This window comes from Arthrobacter jinronghuae, assembly GCF_025244825.1.
In the GTDB taxonomy this organism is placed as follows: Bacteria; Actinomycetota; Actinomycetes; order Actinomycetales; family Micrococcaceae; genus Arthrobacter_B; species Arthrobacter_B jinronghuae.
In genome coordinates, this window is sequence record NZ_CP104263.1 from 893,806 (window position 1) to 909,982 (window position 16,177).

Sequence of the window (16,177 nt, forward strand, 5' to 3'; positions counted from 1 at the left end):
CACACGCGTAACAACTAGCGCAGCCGCACGGGCGGTGCCACCATGTGGGGATGTCGAACTCCACCACAGCGCAGCCCGCCGCGAAGAGCGCCGAAGAGCGAAGCGCCCGCATAGCGGTGACCGTATTCCCGCTGCTGATTGTTGCCGGGGGAGCGGTGGCCCTGTTCTTCCCGGAGCCGTTCACCGGCCTGTCCGGCTACATCAACCCCGGTCTGATGCTCATTATGTTCGGGATGGGCCTGACCCTGACCCTGCCCGATTTTGCTCTGGTCATCCGGCAGCCGCTGCCCGTCCTGCTGGGAGTGGTGGCGCAGTACGTGATCATGCCGCTGCTCGGTTTCGGTATCGCCTGGGCCCTGCAGCTCAGCCCCGAACTCGCGGCCGGCGTGATCCTGGTGGGCTGCGCACCCGGCGGCACGGCGTCGAACGTGGTGACGTACCTGGCCCGCGGCAACGTAGCCCTTTCCGTCGCCATGACGTCGGTTTCCACTCTTCTGGCGCCCCTGCTGACCCCGATCCTCGCGCTGTGGCTGGCCGGCCGGTACATGGCGGTGGACGCGGGGTCGATGGCCTGGTCCATTGTCCAGATTGTGTTGATCCCGGTGGTGCTGGGCCTGGCCATCCGGTATCTGGTACCCCGGCTGGTGGACCGGGTGCTGCCCGTCCTGCCCTGGATTTCGGTGCTGGCTATTACCTTCGTGGTTATTGCCGTGGTGTCGGGCAGCGCCGAAGCCATCTTTACCGCGGGCTGGCTGATCCTGCTGGCGGTGGTGCTGCACAACGGGTTGGGCCTGGCCCTCGGCTACGGTGCGGCGAAATTGTTCCGGCAACCGGTTGCCTCCCGCCGTACCATGGCCATTGAAGTGGGCATGCAGAACTCCGGGCTGGCCGCGGGACTGGCTAAGCAGTACTTCGCTCCCGAAGCCGCCCTGCCCGCAGCGGTCTTCTCGGTCTGGCACAACGTCAGCGGTGCCTTGATGGCGGCCATCTGGCAGCGCCGGCCCTCTGCTTGATCCTCCCGCCGCATCCCGCCGAACCCAGCCAGAACCCCCAGCGACCCAGAACCCCCGGTGACCCAGAACCCCCAGCGACACAGTGCAGGCCCCGGACATGCTGTCCGGGGCCTGCACTGGTTCCGCTGGTCTCGCTGCGGCTAGATGCCCGCGCCCTGATCGCCGGAGGAAGAGTGCCCGCCGGAACCGGATGATCCCGAACCGGATGATCCCGAACCGCCGGGTTGGCCGAACGAGCCCGGCGAACCGGAACCGGATGAGCCGGAACCGGAACCGCTGGAACCCGAGCCGCTGCTGGACGAGACCGAAGCAGGCTCCGATGAAGACTGCCCGGAAATCGTGGAACCGTCCTTGTAGGTGGCTGACACCTCGATCTTGCGCGGCTTCGACCGTTCGCTCACCGGAATGAAGACGCTCAGCACACCGTTCTCGTACTTCGCGGAGATCGAGTCAATATCAATGCCCTGGCCAAGATTCAGCTGGCGCAGGAAGGTCCCGCTTTCCCGTTCACGGTTCAGCCAGGTAACCCCCTCGGTGGTGTGGATGGTCCGCTCGGCCCTGATGGTCAGCAACTGGCCGTCAACGTCCACGTCCACTGAACCGGGGTCGATACCCGGCAGATCCGCGTTGAGGATGTAGTGGTCGCCCTCGCGGTAGAGGTCTATCGGCATAAGCCGCAACCGCTGCCGGGGATCAAGAAGAGCGCCTGCCATCCGGTCAAGCTCACGGAAAGGATCAAACTTCATCGCCATTGTCATCAACTCCTGTTGCGCCGGTACCCGCCGGGCACCGGTGATTGGAATGCCGTTGTAGGAAAAGGGTCGATAAAGGTTGAGTCGTCGTGACTCAACGATGAAATTCACGCTAGCACTCGGCACTTTTGAGTGCTAGGTTCGATGTCCGATTTTTACCCGCAGGCGCCCGGTTTCAGTCGGTCAGCCGAGCGGCCAGGAATGGACGGCAGCATTGGTGTGCATGTTCTCCCAGTAGAGCCGGGAGAGCTCGCCCAGTGCCGCCGACCGGGACATCCCGGCACCCTCGAGGCGGCGCAGCGTGGCGATCTGCCACGCTGCGCCGTTCTGCTCCGTGCGGGCACGCTCGGACACCACGTTCAGGTAGCGGTCGATCAGGGAGGAATCCACTTTCAGTTCCCGCAGCCCCTCGGCGGCCTGCGGAATCAGGTGGCGCACAATCAGCTCAGCCACCGGAATCTCGCCGATGCCCGGCCAGTACACGGCCGCCTCCAGTCCGTGCCGGGCACAGGCCAGGAAGTTGTCCGACGCCGTCTTGAAGGCGATGCGGCTCCACAGCGGCCGGTCTGCCGTGCGGAGATACTCCACGAGACCGTAATAGAACGCCGCGTTGGCGACCACGTCCAGGACGGACGGGCCGGCCGGCAGCACCCGGTTCTCCAGGCGCAGGTTGGGTCTGCCGCTGCCGGGGTCATAGATCGGTCGGTTCCAGCGGTAGACCGTGCCGTTGTGGAGGCGCAGCTCAGGCAGCAGCGGCGCACCGAACGCTGTGGCTTCCGTTCCGTTGCCGGAGAGCTCCGGAAGCAGTGCGGGGAAGTAGCGTACGTTCTCCTCGAAGAGATCGAAGATCGACGTAATCCACCTTTCCCCGAACCAGACACGTGGGCGTACGCCTTGATTGCGCATTTCCGGCGGTCGGGTGTCGATGGCCTGCTTGAAGAGTTCAATCCTGGTCTCATGCCAGAGCACGTGTTCCATAAAGATGGGTGAATTGGCGGCAAGGGCAACCTGCGGGGCGGCAATCATCTGCGCCGCATTCCAGGCGGGCGCAAACTGGTCGGGCGAGACTTCCAGATGCAGCTGGACCGACGTGCATGCAGCCTCCGGTGCGATGTTCTGTGCGTAGAAGGACAGCGGCTCCGGGCCTGACAGATCCAGGAGGACGTCTTCTCCCCGGGCTTGGAGGACTGACGTGTTCAAGGCCGCATAACGCTGCCCGCTGCTGAGCCAGTCCCATCCGTCCATGAAGCGGGGGGTGAGGGTGGGGAGGATACCCACCATCATGATGTCCGCCGCTTCCTGGGCGGCACGCTCATCGGCGCGGTTGAGCTGCGTCCGCAGGCTGTCCTCGAGCTCCTTCAACCCAAACTGCGCCACCGACATTGCGGGGTGGTTCATCTCGATGTTGAAGGCGCCGATCTCGGTCTGGAAGGCCGGATCGGCGATGCGGTCAAGGACAGCCTTGTTGCGGAGGGCGGGGGAGAAATCGCGGTTGGTCAGGTTCAGTTCCAGTTCCAGGCCAATGCTGGCCGTGTCCGCAAACTGCGCGGTGGAAAGGAAGTGAGCGAAGTGGTCCAGGTTTTCCAGCAAGCGCTGCCGGTAGGCCGTGCGCTGCGCCCGGCTGAAAGTCCTGCTCGTAACTTCTGCGCCCATGGCCCGTTACTTCTTTTTCAGGCCCTTGAGGACATTGGCGGGCCGTTGCATTTCCCCATGCTGGGCACCCATCACAATCACCGCCCCCGAAAGCACGGGGATGCTCCACTGCAGGACCTTCAGTTGGCGCTGGGCTGACTTCAGTTCCTTTGACGCTCCCTCATGGGGCTCCGTGGCCCCTTGGCTGCCCTGTTCCGAGAGCTTGCCGACCTTTCCACCGAGGATCCCCGAATAAAGCGTGACGACGGCTGCCAGTGCCGTAACCGCCGTCTTGTATACGGTGAGGGGGCCCACCCCCTCCTGCTGGGAAACCCGGGTTTTGTTGTCGCCGATGAGTGCGAGTCCGGCGAGGAAGTGCAGCCCGATTGCCCCGGCCTGCACGGGGGCCCATTTTTTCCAGCCAAGGGCGGACAACCGCGCTCTCTCAGTGGGGTCCTTGGCCTTCGCGGTGGCTCCGTTAAGCCCGACGGCGCCCATCAGGGAACCACCGAACCAAGCCGCTGCCGTGAGGTCATGGACAGATCGTGCTATTAGGTTTGCCGCCAATGTGATGCTCCTGTGCGTTGTGGGCCAGGGGCCGTCCCGCCGGATTATTCGGCAGGAAGCGGGCCCGCGGGCTCTTCTGATCGGTGCAAAAAGAAAACCACGCGCAGAATCCAATAGCAAGGGCACTTACAATCCTAACACGCTACACATTCGTAACTAAGTGTGCTTATTATCGAGTTACGGACCATCCGATCTTGATCAGCAGTTGCAATGACGAAAGAGAGCGATGATGACAGAGAACTTCACTCCGCGTGACGGAAGCCATGCAGCATCCCCGGCCGGAAGCACCAACGATTCCACGGCCGCAGCGAAGGCCGACGCCGCCAAGCAGCAGGCAGGTGACCTCGCCCAGCAGGCCAAGGGTAATGCCGCTCAGGTAGCGGACACCGCCAAGTCTGAAGCAGCGGGCGTCGCCTCCGAAGTAAAGACCAACGCCAAGGACCTGTTTACCCAGGCCCGTTCCGATCTCACCGAGCAGGCTGGTACCCAGCAGCAGAAGGTGGCCGAAGGTCTCCGCTCGATGGCTGACGAGCTGCACTCCATGGCTCAGTCCGGCCAGTCCGGCGTAGCCACCGATCTCGTGGGTGAAGCAGCCAGCCGTGCATCCTCGGCTGCCACCTGGCTTGACGGCCGTGATCCGGGATCCCTGCTGAATGAGGTCAAGGGCTTTGCCCGCCAGCGTCCCGTTGCCTTCCTGGCTCTCGCAGCCGGAGCCGGTTTCCTGGCAGGCCGCCTTAACAAGGGCCTGAGTGCAGGCCTCCCGACTCAGGGCGCAACCGGATCCGCCGGCCAGCACGTGGCACCGCCCGTGCCTCCCGTGACGCCTGTCCCGGCGGCCCCGGCGGCCAACCCCACGGTTGGCACCACCGGAACCAACGATCCGTTCGGCACCGAACCGGTCCGCCAGCCCGGTACGGGTCCCGCGTCGGCGCAGACTCTTCCCCCCACCCCCTCCACCGGCGTTCCGGCAGCTGATCCCTACAGCGGTGGTCGGCACTGATGAGTACCGAACTCCCTCCCACACCAGCGCAGGCTAAGGCTGAGTCCACGTCCCTGGGCGATCTGCTCGGCCAGGTGACGCAGGACATGTCCACCCTCATGCGTCAGGAAGTGGAGCTGGCGAAGGTCGAACTGAAGCAGTCCGCAACCCGTGCAGGCACGGGTGCCGGAATGTTCGCCGGCGCGGCCGTCGCAGGGTACTTCGTACTCCTCTTCCTCTCTATCGCCCTGTGGTACGCACTGGGCACGACGGCGATCGGCTTCGGCTGGTCCGCAGTGATCGTGGCGGTTCTCTGGGCCATCGTTGCCGCCGTCCTGGCATCACGTGGACGCAAGGAAATGAAGAAGATCAAGGGCATGCCGCAGACGTCCGAGACACTGCAGGAGATCCCCCAGACCATGAAACCAAGCGAGGAAACACGATGAGTGAAAACCCCGATGAGATCCGCGCCGACATCGAAGCAACCCGCCGGCGCCTAGGCACCAACGTGGACGCAGTGGCGGACAAGGTAACTCCCTCCCACATCGTCCAGCGCCAGACGGACAAGATGAAGGACAAGGTATTCGGAGTGAAGGACAAGGTGATGGGTGTGGCCGATTCAGTAGGTAACAGCGCAAGCAATACCGGCAGCAACATCGGCGGCAGCGTTTCCGACATGGGCGGTAGTGTTTCGGACGGCATGTCCGCCGCCGGCTCCGCTGTCCAGGGTGCACCTGCCAAGCTCGCAGGCCAGGCGCAGGGCAACCCCATTGCAGCAGGCCTCATTGCCTTCGGGGCCGGTCTGCTCGCAGCAACGCTGATCCCCACCAGCGACAAGGAGCGCGTCGCTGCCGACAACATCAAGACCGCCGCGCAGCCGATGACCGACGAACTGGCCGGGGCAGCCAAGGAAATGGCCGAGGGCCTCAAGGAACCGGCTCAGGAAGCGGTCGAGAACATCAAGGCCACTGCCACGGACGCCGCGCAGAACGTGAAGTCCGAAGGCCAGGCAGCTGCTTCCGACGTCAAGGATTCCGCTACCGAAGCCCCGCAGAACGTGAAGAACGCCTAGTACAGCGCTAAAAACGACGGCGGTGCCGCACCTGCAAAAGGTGCGGCACCGCCGTCGTTTTTCGTGTCCTCAGCCGCTACGGCCCCATGGGCCGGTCAGCGGGGGACAGCGTCCTTGTCATTGGCATACAGCACACCGATCTGCGCCCGTACGGTGTCAAAGAGCCGCATGGTCCGCAGGGAATCCGCCCAGGTCATGGTGGGGCTTTCCACCAGCCCCGCCTGGATGCACCGGGTCACCTCCCGCAGCTCGTACGCGTAGCCGTTGCCGACCTGCGGGAACCGCTCCACCCGGGCCTCTCCGTCATGCGGCACGATGGTCAGTTCCACCGGGTTATGCAGGGGTGAACCGGTGCGGAGCCAGCCCCTGGTGCCGGAAATGACCGCAGTCCGCGGGGAGGAGGACACCAGTGACGAGGTCAGCTGTGCCAGGCCGCCGGACGCGTAGCCGAGCGTCAAAGCGTTCTGCGTGTCCACGCCGTCGGCGTTGATGCTGCCGACCGCGTGGACCGTCTCGGGGTAGCCGAGCGCACCCAGGGCAAAGGTGAGCGGATAGACGGTCAGGTCCAGCAGTGCTCCTCCGCCTGCCGCCGGATCCCAGAGCCTGCTGGCCGGGTCATACGCTGCCGGGAAACCCAGGTCTGCCTGCACCCAGTTGATGTCCCCGAGTTCACCCGAGGCAATGAGTTCCCAGATGCGGTTGATGCAGGGCAGGAAACGGGTCCAGACCGCTTCCATGAGGAACAGGTTGCGGGACCGTGCCAGTTCGATCAGGTCCTCGGTTTCGCGGGCATTGATGGTCAGCGACTTTTCGCACAGCACGTGTTTGCCGGCCTCCAGCGCACGCCGGGCTATCCGATAGTGCTGGGCGTGCGGGGAGGCGATGTAGACGACGTCCACTTCGGGATCGGCAAAGAGCCGGTCATAGCCCGAGACATCGTCGGCGTCGAAGTAGCTGCTGGCGAAGCCGAAGCGGGAGGCGAACTCCTCGGCCGTGGCCTGCCGGCGGGAACTGACCGCCTGGAGGACGGCGTCCTCCAACCGGGCGATGTCTTCAGTGACACGCTCAGCGATATTTCCGGTGGCCACTACGCCCCAGCGCAGGGTGCGTCCCGTGGACTGGACGGGACTTGGAGCTCCCGGCTGGACACAGGGGGGTGTGGGTATGTGTTGAACGGCAGTCATGGTCCTCGTCTTCCGCGTCGTTGCAGGGAGTACCCCTACTCTATGGTTGCAGCCTGCCGGGGCCTAGGGGTGGACTCCGAGTCCGTGCGGCTCCAAGTGCCGGCGGCAGGGTGTGGAACGGGGTGGATCAGGTGTGGAACAGCCCGGGTTTCCGTGAAGGAAACCCGGGCTGTTCCGCCCGAAAGGGCAGTTGATGTGCAGGTATTACTTGGTCAGCTCGGAGAGCGTGGGGTCATTCGCGTAGGCCTCGGCAGCGTTGGCCTTGGTGACGATGACCGGCTCCAGCAGGTAGCTCTCGACTACCTTCTTGCCGTTGTCGTAGCTCTCGTCGTCATTGATTTCGACCTCTTCACCGGCGCCCAGTGCCTTGACCATGTCAATGCTCTGGTTCACCAGGTTACGGGTGTCCTTGTTGATGGTGGAGTACTGCTTGCCTTCCATGATCAGCTTGACGGATTCCACCTCGGAGTCCTGGCCGGTGATGACGGGCAGTGCCTTGCCGGCGCCGGTGACCGAGGTCAGGACGGCGCGGGCCAGGGTGTCGTTGGGGGAGAGGACGCCGTCCAGTTCCTGGGAGGCGTAGTTGCTGGAGAGCAGGGTGTCCATGCGCTTCTGGGCGTTCTCTGCCTTCCAGCCCTGGGTGACAGCCTGGTTGAACTCGGTCTGGCCGGAGCCGACTACGAGGTTTCCTGCTTCGATCTCCGGCTGGAGGATATCCATGGCGCCGTCGAAGAAGACCTGGGCATTGGCGTCATCCGGGGAACCGGCAAACAGCTCAATGTTGTACGGACCTTCGGGCTTCTTTTCCTTGAGCCCGTCCAGCAGGGCCTGGCCCTGCAGCTGGCCGACCTTGAAGTTGTCGTAGGCCACGTAGTAGTCAACGTTTTCGGTGTTGGTCAGCAGGCGGTCATAGGCGATGACCGTGATGCCGGCATCCTTGGCGTCCTGCAGCTGCGAGCCGAGCTGGCTGCCGTCGATGGCACCCACAATCAGGACCTCGACACCGTTGGTGATCATGGAGCTGATCTGGTTCTGCTGTTCGGACACGCCGCCGTTGGCGAACTGGACCTGGCCCTCGTAGCCGGCCTCCTTGAGGCCGTCGTTGAAGAGGGTCTCGGCGAGCACCCAGTTTTCCGAGGTTTTCTGCGGCAGGGCGACGCCGATGGCTGCCCCGTCCTCGAAGCCTTCTTCGGCTCCGGAAGCGGTTTCTTCGGTGCGGCCGCAGGCGGACAGCGACAATGCTGCCACCGTTGCCGCAACGGCGAAGGATTTTGCGAATTTACGCATGGTGTTCTCTTTCTTGATAGCGGTGCTGGAAATAGAGCGGAGTAAGTGGTGCGGTCTAGGCGTCGGTGGCAATGACAGTCTTGGTGCCCGTGGGCATTTCCGGGGTGGCGTCGACGACGGCGGGGGCCGGCTTGGGCTTGTTGCCGCCGAAGTTGCGCATCAGCAGCCCGGTGATGGAGGGCTTGCCCTGGGTCTTGTTGTAGACGTCCAGTGCGACGGCGAGCAGCAGGACCAAGCCCTTGATCATGGAGGTGGTGTCCGCGCCCACGCCGAGCAGCTGCAGGCCGTTGTTCAGGACGGCCATGACCAGGCCGCCCACGATGGAACCGACTACGGTTCCGACGCCGCCGGAAACGGCCGCTCCGCCAATGAAGACGGCGGCAATGGCGTCAAGTTCCCAGTTGGTGCCGTCAAACGGACCGGAGGCGGTGGAGCGGGCCACGAAGATCATGCCGGCCAGGGCGGCCAGAATCGACATGTTCATCATGACCATGAAGTTGACCTTCTTGCCCTGCACGCCGGAGAGCTCCGCAGCGTGCCGGTTGCCGCCCACCGCGTAGACGTGGCGGCCAAGGATGGTCTTGTTGGAGACGAACCCGTAGAAGAGGACCAGGACGCCCAGGATGATGCCCGAGACCGGGAAGGACGTGCCGGGACGGCCCGTGGCGAAGAGGTACGTGGCGTAGAGGATGACCGCGCAGAGCAGGCCGATCTTAACCACCGGAACCCAGGCAGGCGGGTTGGCGGTGCCGAGCTTGGCGTTGCGGGAACGCTTGCGCATTTCGCCGTAGATCACTGCGGCGCAGAGGATCAGGCCCAGCAGCAGGGTCAGGTTGTTGTAACCCGGGATCGGGCCGCCCTCGGGCAGGTAGCCGGCGCCGATGAACTGGAATTCGGAGGGGACCGGAACGGTATTGGACTTGCCTACCCACTGGTTGGCCCCGCGGAAGATCAGCATGCCTGCCAGTGTCACGATGAACGCCGGGATTCCGACGTACGCCACCCACAGGCCCTGCCAGGCGCCGATTGCCGCGCCCACCAGCAGGCCCAGGAGTATGCCCGCATACCAGGGCAGGCCCCAGTCCCGCATGGCCATCGCGACGACGATGCCCGAGAACGCGGCGACGGATCCCACCGAGAGGTCGATGTGGCCGGCAATGATCACGAAGACCATGCCCACCGCCAGGATCAGGATGTAGGAGTTGCCGTTGAACAGGTTGATCATGTTCGTGGGCGTCAGGGTCTTGCCCCCGGTGAGGACCTGGAACAGGCCGACCAGGATGGCCAAGGCGAAGATCATCCCGAATTGGCGGCCGTTGCCGCCCAGGAGTTGCTTGATGGCGTTCATGAAAGTGTTCCTTGAGTGGCGTAGTCGGCGGGCTTCCGGGCGGGGGAGGTCATGAGCCTCATGAGGTTCTCCTGGTTGGCCTCCGCCTTGGAGACCTCGCCGGTGATCGCCCCTTCGAAGATGGTGTAGATGCGGTCCGAGAGGCCCAGGAGCTCGGGGAGCTCAGAGGAGATCACGATGACTCCCTTGCCCTGGTTCGCGAGCTGCTGGATGATTCCGTAGATTTCGTACTTGGCGCCCACATCGATGCCGCGGGTGGGTTCGTCCAGGATCAGCAGGTCCGGGTCGGTGAACATCCACTTGGCCAGGACAACCTTCTGCTGGTTGCCGCCGGAGAGCTTGGAAACGCCCTCATCGACGGTGGGTGCCTTGGTGCGCAGGCTCTTGCGGTATTCCTCCGCGTGGCGGAACTCGGCGTCGTTGTCGACAACCAAGCCGCGGGTGATCTTCTTAAGGTCGGCCGAAACCGTGGTGGCCTTGATGTCGTCCAGGAGGTTCAGGCCCAGGGTCTTGCGGTCCTCAGTGACGTAGGCCAGGCCATGGTTAATGGCGGAGTGCACCGTTTTGAGGGTGATCTCCTTGCCGTCCTTGATGATCTGGCCGGAGATGAAGTTGCCGTAGGAGCGGCCGAATACGGAACGGGCCAGCTCGGTGCGCCCGGCTCCCATCAGCCCGGCAAATCCGACAATCTCGCCGCGCTTCACGTGGAAGTCCGCACCCTTGCAGACCAGGCGATCCGCGACGGAGGGGTGGCCCACGGTCCAACCGCGGACCTCGAAGAACGTTTCACCGATCTTCGGGGTGTGGTCCGGGAACCGGGATTCCAGGGAACGTCCAACCATGCCGCGGATGATGCGGTCTTCGTCGGCGCCTTCGGCGGCGACGTCGATCGTCTCTACGGAGCGGCCGTCGCGGATGATGGTGATGGAATCCGCGATCTGCTCAATCTCGTTGAGCTTGTGCGAGATCATGATGCAGGAGATGCCCTTGTCCCGCAGGCCGGACATCAGGCCCAGCAGGTGCTGGGAATCGGTCTCGTTGAGCGCGGCGGTGGGCTCGTCGAGGATCAGCAGCTGTACTCGCTTGTTCAGTGCCTTGGCGATCTCCACCAGCTGCTGCTTGCCCACGCCCAGATCCTTGATGGGCGTGGTGGGGTCTTCGTTGAGTCCCACCCGTTCCATGAGGTCCAGGGTGTCGAAGTTGACCTTGTCCCAGTCGATGACGCCGAACCGGGTGGGTTCGTTGCCCAGGAATATGTTCTCGGCAATGGAGAGTTCGGGAATTAGTGCCAGTTCCTGGTGGATGATGACAATTCCCGCGGCCTCGCTGGACCGGATGTCCCGGAACTGGACGGGCTTGCCTTGGAAGACGATTTCTCCGGTGTAGGTGCCGTGGGGGTAGACCCCGGAGAGGACCTTCATCAGCGTGGACTTTCCGGCGCCGTTTTCTCCGCAGATGGCGTGGATTTCGCCGGCCCGGACGTTCAGGGCCACATCCGCGAGGGCCTTGACGCCGGGGAACTCCTTGGTGATGGAGTGCATTTCCAGAATGAATGGACTAGCCGACATGCGTTTTGTCCCTGCCGTGGTGGCAGGGAGCGCGCCGCGCGCCTACTGCCGGAGCTGCTTCTGCTCGCATGAGTGCCTCCGTGTGACCTCTTTGTCGTGATACGGCCCACAGAGTGGGCCGGTAAGGAAGTTACCACGGTCACAGGCACTGCCGTCAAGTCTTGAACACAACAACCGCTGTTTCGGGTAGTTTTTGATTCGCCCGGCAAGTACTAGGCTGCCGCGGCACCCTGTTCCTGGAGGACGAGTGCGGCTGCGCCCAGGGCTTCGGCGCGGTCCCCGAGGGAGGACATAAGCACGGTGGAGGTTTCGCCGACCAGTGGAACGGCATGCCGCAGCAGGCCGCGGCGGATCGGGTCCAGGAACGTGTCCCCGAGATCGGTCAGCGAACCGCCGATGATGATGAGTTCCGGGTTCAGGGTATTCGCGAGATTGGCGGCGGCGCGGCCGACTGCAGCGCCGGCGTCGTCAATGACGCGCAGGGTGGCTGGGTCCTTTCCGGCGGCGCGCGAAAGGATGTCCGCGGTGGTGACGGGGCCCTTGGAGGCGCGGCTCAGCAGCTCGATCATGATGGAGGTCGACGCTATGGTTTCCAGGCAGCCGCGGTTGCCGCAGCGGCAGATCAGCCCCTGGTCGAAGATGGTGGCGTGTCCGATCTCCCCGGTGATGCCGACATTGCCGTAGTAGAGCGAACCGTTGATGACCAGCCCGGCACCGATGCCGGAGGCAACCTTGATGAAGATCAGGTTTTCGCTGCAGCCATGCGGCCCCCAGGTGACTTCCGCCAGCGCCCCGAGGTTGGCGTCGTTGTCGATGTAGACCGGGACACCCAGCCGGTCGGCGAGGTCTTCGCGCATATTGATTCCCACCCATTCGGGAAGGATCGCGCCCTGGACCACAGTGCCCGTGCGCCGGTCAATGGGGCCGGGGATGCCGACGCCGGCGCCCAGGACGGCACTGCGGTCCGCCCCCTGCCGGCGCAGCAGCCGGGCCAGCAGGGCCGCAGCGGCATCCATGCCCTCTGCTGCGGAGTGGCCCAGCGGAAGCTGGATGGACTCTTCCTGGAGGATCCGGTGGCCGAGCGAGGCCAGGATCACCCTGACGTGCCGGCGTCCAATGTCGATGCCGGCAGCGACGGCTCCGGACTCGTTGAGCCGCACCGAAAGTGCCCTGCGCCCGGAGCTGGTGGTGGGCTCGGTGATAACGAGCTGACGCTCGCTCATATCACCCACGATGTTGGACACAGTGGCGCGGGACAATCCCGTCTGGCGCGAAAGTCCCGCCTGCGTCAACGGCCCCGAGGCCAGGAGGGCCTGGACAATGCGCTGCCGGTTGCGTTCACGCAGGGCGCTCTGCGAGCCCGGCTTGGATGGGGTGGTTCCCGGTGTACGGGTGGTCCTCAACGTCGAGGATGGATCGGCTGGCATTAGTTTAGCGTGCTACATCACACTCTTGCAGTCAAGAAGTGAACACAAGCCTAGGGCTGCGACGAGACGGCAGCCCGGTGGTCAGCGGCCGTCTGCCGGTAGTTTTCCGCGTTCGCCTTCACCCCGGCGACCTCCTCGTCAGTGAGGGTCCGGCGGACCTTGGCCGGCATGCCGGCCACCAGCGAACGGGGCGGGACCACGGTGCCTTCAAGGACCAGGGCGCCGGCGGCCACGAGGGAGCCGGCACCGATTACGGCACCGTTCATAATGGTGGCGCTCATGCCGATCAGGCAGTCGTCCTCGACCGTGCAGCCGTGCACCACGGCATTGTGGCCGATGCTCACCCGGTCGCCCACCGCCGTCGGGAAGCCCGGGTCCGCATGCAGGACCACGTTGTCCTGGAGGTTGGTCCCGGCCCCCACGCGGATGCTGTTGGAATCACCGCGGACGCATGCGCCGTAGAAGGCGCTGGAGTCCGCGGCCATGGTGACGTCGCCAATGAGCGAAGCGGTGGGAGCGAGGAAGACAGTGGGATCGACCGCGGGGGTCTTGCCCCGGAATTCAATGATGTGTGCCATGGAACCCAGCGTAGCGCCGGCCGGATACCCGTTAGCGGAGGCAGCGCCCGTAGAAGGAACGGCCTAGCTGAAGACGATGGTCCGCCGGCCGTCCAGCAGGACCCGGTGCTCGGCATGCCATTGCACCGCCTTGGACAGCGCCCGCCCCTCCACATCGCTGCCCAGGGCCGCGAGCTGGGCAGCCGACCGGGCATGGTCCACCCGGATGACTTCCTGTTCGATGATGGGACCTTCATCCAGGTCCGACGTTACGTAATGCGCCGTGGCACCGATCAGCTTCACTCCCCGGGCATGCGCCTGGTGGTAGGGCCGCGCTCCCTTGAAGGAGGGCAGGAAGGAATGATGGATGTTGATGGCACGCCCGGACAGATCGCGGCAGAGGTCGTTGCTCAGGATCTGCATGTAGCGGGCGAGGACCACCAGCTCAATATCCAGCTCGGCCATTAGGGCGCGCAGCCGGTCCTCCGCCTGGTCCTTCGTGTCCGGGGCGACGGGGATGTGGTGGAACGGCACACCGTAGAAATCGGCGAGGGGCTCCAGCTCGCGGTGATTGGAGACAATGGCCGGGATGTCAATCGGCAGCGTCCCCGCGCGCTGCCGGAACAGCAGGTCATTGAGGCAGCGGCCGGATTTGGACGCCATGATCAGGGTGCGGGTCCGGCGGCCGGCGCGGTGCAGCTCCCAGGACATGGCAAATGCGGAGGCCGTTGCGGCGAGTTCCGTATGGACCTGCTCGTAGGAACGCGGGGAAGTGAAGTCCACGCGCATAAAGAAGGAGCCGGTTTCCGGACTGCCGAACTGCGCCGACTCAGTGATGTTGCCTTCGGCTGCCACCAGGGAAGCGCTGACGGCATGGACAATGCCGGGACGGTCGGGGCAGGACAACGTCAAGGTGAAGGCGTTGGCGGCGGGGGCGTCGGGAGAGGAAATCATGGCGGTCACCCTTGCTAGGTTACCGGTTTCAGCGCCCTGACCTAGGGTGGGCACATGGATGTGATGTTCCTTCCGTTTTCTGACAAGGATGAGGGAGAGCTCGTACGTTTCCTCACTACCAACAGCTTTCCGTACCACCGGATCAAGGCGCCTTCCGAGGGGCTGGTGCGGCGCCTCCTGATCGAGGGGCGGTTCGACGGCGACGGCGTGAGCACCTTCTGGGTGTTCGGCGACAACCACCGCATGGGCCTGGTCATCCTGGAGGAGCTGGGCACGAGTACGCCGGTGCTGGACCTGCGTCTGGTGGAGAAGTTCCGCGGCCGGGGCAACGGCGTCCCGGTGTTGAAGTCCCTGACCGGCATGGTGTTCGACGACTACCCCGAAGCGCACCGCTTCGCAGGCCGTACGCGCGAGGACAACATCGCCATGCGCAAGACCCTGCTGCGTTCAGGCTTCGTGAAGGAAGCGCATCACCGGGAGGACTGGCCGCTGGAAGACGGACACAGGGTCGCCACGGTGGTTTACGCCATCCTGCGGCGTGACTGGGAGAAGGGCACGGTTACGCCCGTCAACTGGGAAGAGGTGCTTTCGTAGCCGGCTGCTGTTGTACGGCAGCAAGCGCCGCTGCACGGCCGGCGCGGGTGGCCCCCAGCGTGGAGGAGGACTCGCCGTAGCCCACCAGCAGCAGACGCGGCTCGCGCACCACCCGAACCCCGTTCATCCGGATCCCGCCGCCTGGTTCGCGCAGGTGCAGCGGTGCCAGATGCTCCAGGGCGGCACGAAAACCGGTGGCCCACAGGACCGTATCCACGGACTCGGCGGACCCGTCCGCGAAAACAACACCGGAGGCGGTCAGGCGGCCGATCCCTCCGCGCGAAACGAGCACCCCGTCCTCAATGCCCCGACGGTATTCATCGGTCAGCGGCAGACCCGTGGCGGCCACGACGCTCAGCGGCGGCAGGCCGGCACGGGTCCTGGCGCTGACTTTCGCTTCCACGGCCCGCCCCCATTCGGAGTCGAAGGGACGGAGGGTGAATTCCGGCGGCCGGCGCGTGGACCAGACCGTTTCCACACCGGCACGTTGCAGCTGCAGGAGGAACTGCACCGCGGAGGTGCCGCCGCCGACCACCAGGACCCGCTGCCCGGCAAAGTCAGCCACGCTGCGGAAGTCCCGGGTATGCAGCTGCCGGCCGCGGAAGGACTCCCGCCCCGGATAGTAGGGCCAGTACGGCCGGTCCCACGTACCCGTCGCGTTGATGACCGTGCGGGCCTGCCACTCCCGGCCGTCCACGGCGCGGACCGCGAGCCGGCCGCCGTCGCCCTCCGCCACCGCCGACACGGAGACCGGCCGGACGACGTCGAGTCCGAACTCCTGCTCATAGCGGCCGTAGTACCTGGTGACGACGGCGGAAGCGGGCTCGGCGGGATCGGGTGAGCCCAGCGGCATCCCCGGGAGGTCGTGCAGGGCGTGCGCAGCACCGAAGGTCAGCGAATCCCACCTGTGCCGCCAGGCCCCGCCCGGCCCGGGGTTCGCGTCCAGCACGGTGAAGCCGCCGCCGGGCTCCAGTCCCCGGCGGCGCAGGTGATAGGCGGCACTGAGTCCGGCCTGGCCGGCTCCGATCACCAGTATGTCCGTTTCCACCTTTTGCACTCCTTCGTTCTTGGGAACCGTAACGGTCCGGGCATTGCGGCTATTCCGCCGAAGCCCTGCGGCCGGGGGACAGGTGAGGCTAGGATGGAGAGCGTCGCGACTGGCGTTAGGTGGATTACCACCAGGAAGCGGCACGGCACCCTGCGGGGTGTCCTAACGACCACGGATCGCACGCCTGGGCCGAGG

General features: G+C 64.8%; 15 protein-coding genes and 1 pseudogene. 5 read left to right on the forward strand and 11 right to left on the reverse strand.

Annotated elements, in window-relative coordinates:
• The first annotated feature begins 50 nt into the window (after window positions 1-50).
• On the forward strand, window positions 51-1,013 hold the full coding sequence (locus N2K98_RS04125) for a bile acid:sodium symporter family protein (protein ID WP_255866132.1): 963 nt from the start codon (window positions 51-53) through the stop codon (window positions 1,011-1,013).
• 344 nt (window positions 1,014-1,357) lie between these two features.
• Here the strand turns inward: N2K98_RS04125 and N2K98_RS04130 are convergent.
• The 3 genes and pseudogenes from N2K98_RS04130 to N2K98_RS04140 all read right to left on the reverse strand — a co-directional run.
• A pseudogene (locus N2K98_RS04130) lies at window positions 1,358-1,765 on the reverse strand (Hsp20/alpha crystallin family protein); the annotation flags it as partial.
• A gap of 183 nt (window positions 1,766-1,948) precedes the next feature.
• A complete protein-coding gene (locus tag N2K98_RS04135) occupies window positions 1,949-3,418 on the reverse strand; it encodes a glutamate--cysteine ligase (RefSeq protein WP_255866133.1) in 1,470 nt (489 codons plus the stop codon).
• A 6-nt stretch (window positions 3,419-3,424) separates the two neighbouring features.
• A complete protein-coding gene (locus N2K98_RS04140; RefSeq protein ID WP_255798474.1) occupies window positions 3,425-3,964 on the reverse strand; it encodes a hypothetical protein in 540 nt (179 codons plus the stop codon).
• A gap of 226 nt (window positions 3,965-4,190) precedes the next feature.
• On the opposite strand from N2K98_RS04140, the gene N2K98_RS04145 reads away from it, so the two are divergent.
• From N2K98_RS04145 to N2K98_RS04155, 3 genes are read left to right on the forward strand one after another with little or no spacing between them, the layout of a single operon-like run.
• Complete coding sequence (locus N2K98_RS04145; protein WP_255866134.1) at window positions 4,191-4,964, forward strand: hypothetical protein; 774 nt, start codon at window positions 4,191-4,193, stop codon at window positions 4,962-4,964.
• On the forward strand, window positions 4,964-5,389 hold the full coding sequence (locus N2K98_RS04150; RefSeq protein ID WP_229952527.1) for a phage holin family protein: 426 nt from the start codon (window positions 4,964-4,966) through the stop codon (window positions 5,387-5,389). The genes N2K98_RS04145 and N2K98_RS04150 overlap by 1 nt, the downstream gene beginning before the upstream one ends.
• Window positions 5,386-6,015 carry a DUF3618 domain-containing protein gene (locus N2K98_RS04155; protein ID WP_255866135.1) on the forward strand — a complete coding sequence of 210 codons (630 nt, stop codon included), beginning with the start codon at window positions 5,386-5,388 and terminating at the stop codon, window positions 6,013-6,015. The genes N2K98_RS04150 and N2K98_RS04155 overlap by 4 nt, the downstream gene beginning before the upstream one ends.
• Window positions 6,016-6,110: 95 nt before the next feature.
• Here the strand turns inward: N2K98_RS04155 and N2K98_RS04160 are convergent, their stop codons facing one another.
• The 7 genes from N2K98_RS04160 to purU all read right to left on the reverse strand — a co-directional run bounded on the left by N2K98_RS04160 (window position 6,111) and on the right by purU (window position 14,340).
• The gene (locus tag N2K98_RS04160; protein ID WP_255798477.1) at window positions 6,111-7,199 is read right to left on the reverse strand and encodes a Gfo/Idh/MocA family protein; all 1,089 of its coding nucleotides are present in this window, start codon (window positions 7,197-7,199) and stop codon (window positions 6,111-6,113) included.
• A gap of 204 nt (window positions 7,200-7,403) precedes the next feature.
• On the reverse strand, window positions 7,404-8,486 hold the full coding sequence (locus tag N2K98_RS04165; protein WP_255798478.1) for a substrate-binding domain-containing protein: 1,083 nt from the start codon (window positions 8,484-8,486) through the stop codon (window positions 7,404-7,406).
• Between the two features lie 55 nt (window positions 8,487-8,541).
• On the reverse strand, window positions 8,542-9,834 hold the full coding sequence (gene mmsB, locus N2K98_RS04170; protein ID WP_255798479.1) for a multiple monosaccharide ABC transporter permease: 1,293 nt from the start codon (window positions 9,832-9,834) through the stop codon (window positions 8,542-8,544).
• On the reverse strand, window positions 9,831-11,402 hold the full coding sequence (gene mmsA, locus N2K98_RS04175; protein ID WP_255866147.1) for a multiple monosaccharide ABC transporter ATP-binding protein: 1,572 nt from the start codon (window positions 11,400-11,402) through the stop codon (window positions 9,831-9,833). Before mmsA ends, mmsB begins: the two co-directional genes overlap by 4 nt.
• A gap of 212 nt (window positions 11,403-11,614) precedes the next feature.
• On the reverse strand, window positions 11,615-12,829 hold the full coding sequence (locus N2K98_RS04180) for an ROK family transcriptional regulator (RefSeq protein ID WP_255798481.1): 1,215 nt from the start codon (window positions 12,827-12,829) through the stop codon (window positions 11,615-11,617).
• Window positions 12,830-12,879: 50 nt separating this feature from the next.
• On the reverse strand, window positions 12,880-13,407 hold the full coding sequence (locus N2K98_RS04185; protein ID WP_255866148.1) for a gamma carbonic anhydrase family protein: 528 nt from the start codon (window positions 13,405-13,407) through the stop codon (window positions 12,880-12,882).
• A 63-nt stretch (window positions 13,408-13,470) separates the two neighbouring features.
• Window positions 13,471-14,340, reverse strand: coding sequence for a formyltetrahydrofolate deformylase (purU, locus tag N2K98_RS04190; RefSeq protein ID WP_255798653.1), 870 nt, complete (start codon window positions 14,338-14,340; stop codon window positions 13,471-13,473).
• A 54-nt stretch (window positions 14,341-14,394) separates the two neighbouring features.
• On the opposite strand from purU, the gene N2K98_RS04195 reads away from it, so the two are divergent.
• Complete coding sequence (locus N2K98_RS04195; protein WP_255798483.1) at window positions 14,395-14,934, forward strand: GNAT family N-acetyltransferase; 540 nt, start codon at window positions 14,395-14,397, stop codon at window positions 14,932-14,934.
• Here N2K98_RS04195 and N2K98_RS04200 read toward each other — a convergent pair.
• The gene (locus N2K98_RS04200) at window positions 14,909-15,991 is read right to left on the reverse strand and encodes an FAD-dependent oxidoreductase (RefSeq protein ID WP_407080005.1); all 1,083 of its coding nucleotides are present in this window, start codon (window positions 15,989-15,991) and stop codon (window positions 14,909-14,911) included. The two genes, N2K98_RS04195 and N2K98_RS04200, sit on opposite strands and share 26 nt — an antisense overlap.
• Window positions 15,992-16,177 lie beyond the last annotated feature (186 nt).

What these genes read in the sequence shown, in the direction of transcription:
- N2K98_RS04125 (WP_255866132.1), top strand. Translation starts at nt 51, where the DNA reads ATGTCGAACTCCACCACAGCGCAGCCCGCCGCGAAGAGCGCCGAAGAG.
- N2K98_RS04135 (WP_255866133.1), bottom strand. Translation starts at nt 3,418, where the DNA reads ATGGGCGCAGAAGTTACGAGCAGGACTTTCAGCCGGGCGCAGCGCACG.
- N2K98_RS04145 (WP_255866134.1), top strand. Translation starts at nt 4,191, where the DNA reads ATGATGACAGAGAACTTCACTCCGCGTGACGGAAGCCATGCAGCATCC.
- N2K98_RS04150 (WP_229952527.1), top strand. Translation starts at nt 4,964, where the DNA reads ATGAGTACCGAACTCCCTCCCACACCAGCGCAGGCTAAGGCTGAGTCC.
- N2K98_RS04155 (WP_255866135.1), top strand. Translation starts at nt 5,386, where the DNA reads ATGAGTGAAAACCCCGATGAGATCCGCGCCGACATCGAAGCAACCCGC.
- N2K98_RS04160 (WP_255798477.1), bottom strand. Translation starts at nt 7,199, where the DNA reads ATGACTGCCGTTCAACACATACCCACACCCCCCTGTGTCCAGCCGGGA.
- N2K98_RS04165 (WP_255798478.1), bottom strand. Translation starts at nt 8,486, where the DNA reads ATGCGTAAATTCGCAAAATCCTTCGCCGTTGCGGCAACGGTGGCAGCA.
- mmsB (WP_255798479.1), bottom strand. Translation starts at nt 9,834, where the DNA reads ATGAACGCCATCAAGCAACTCCTGGGCGGCAACGGCCGCCAATTCGGG.
- mmsA (WP_255866147.1), bottom strand. Translation starts at nt 11,402, where the DNA reads ATGTCGGCTAGTCCATTCATTCTGGAAATGCACTCCATCACCAAGGAG.
- N2K98_RS04180 (WP_255798481.1), bottom strand. Translation starts at nt 12,829, where the DNA reads ATGCCAGCCGATCCATCCTCGACGTTGAGGACCACCCGTACACCGGGA.
- N2K98_RS04185 (WP_255866148.1), bottom strand. Translation starts at nt 13,407, where the DNA reads ATGGCACACATCATTGAATTCCGGGGCAAGACCCCCGCGGTCGATCCC.
- purU (WP_255798653.1), bottom strand. Translation starts at nt 14,340, where the DNA reads ATGATTTCCTCTCCCGACGCCCCCGCCGCCAACGCCTTCACCTTGACG.
- N2K98_RS04195 (WP_255798483.1), top strand. Translation starts at nt 14,395, where the DNA reads ATGGATGTGATGTTCCTTCCGTTTTCTGACAAGGATGAGGGAGAGCTC.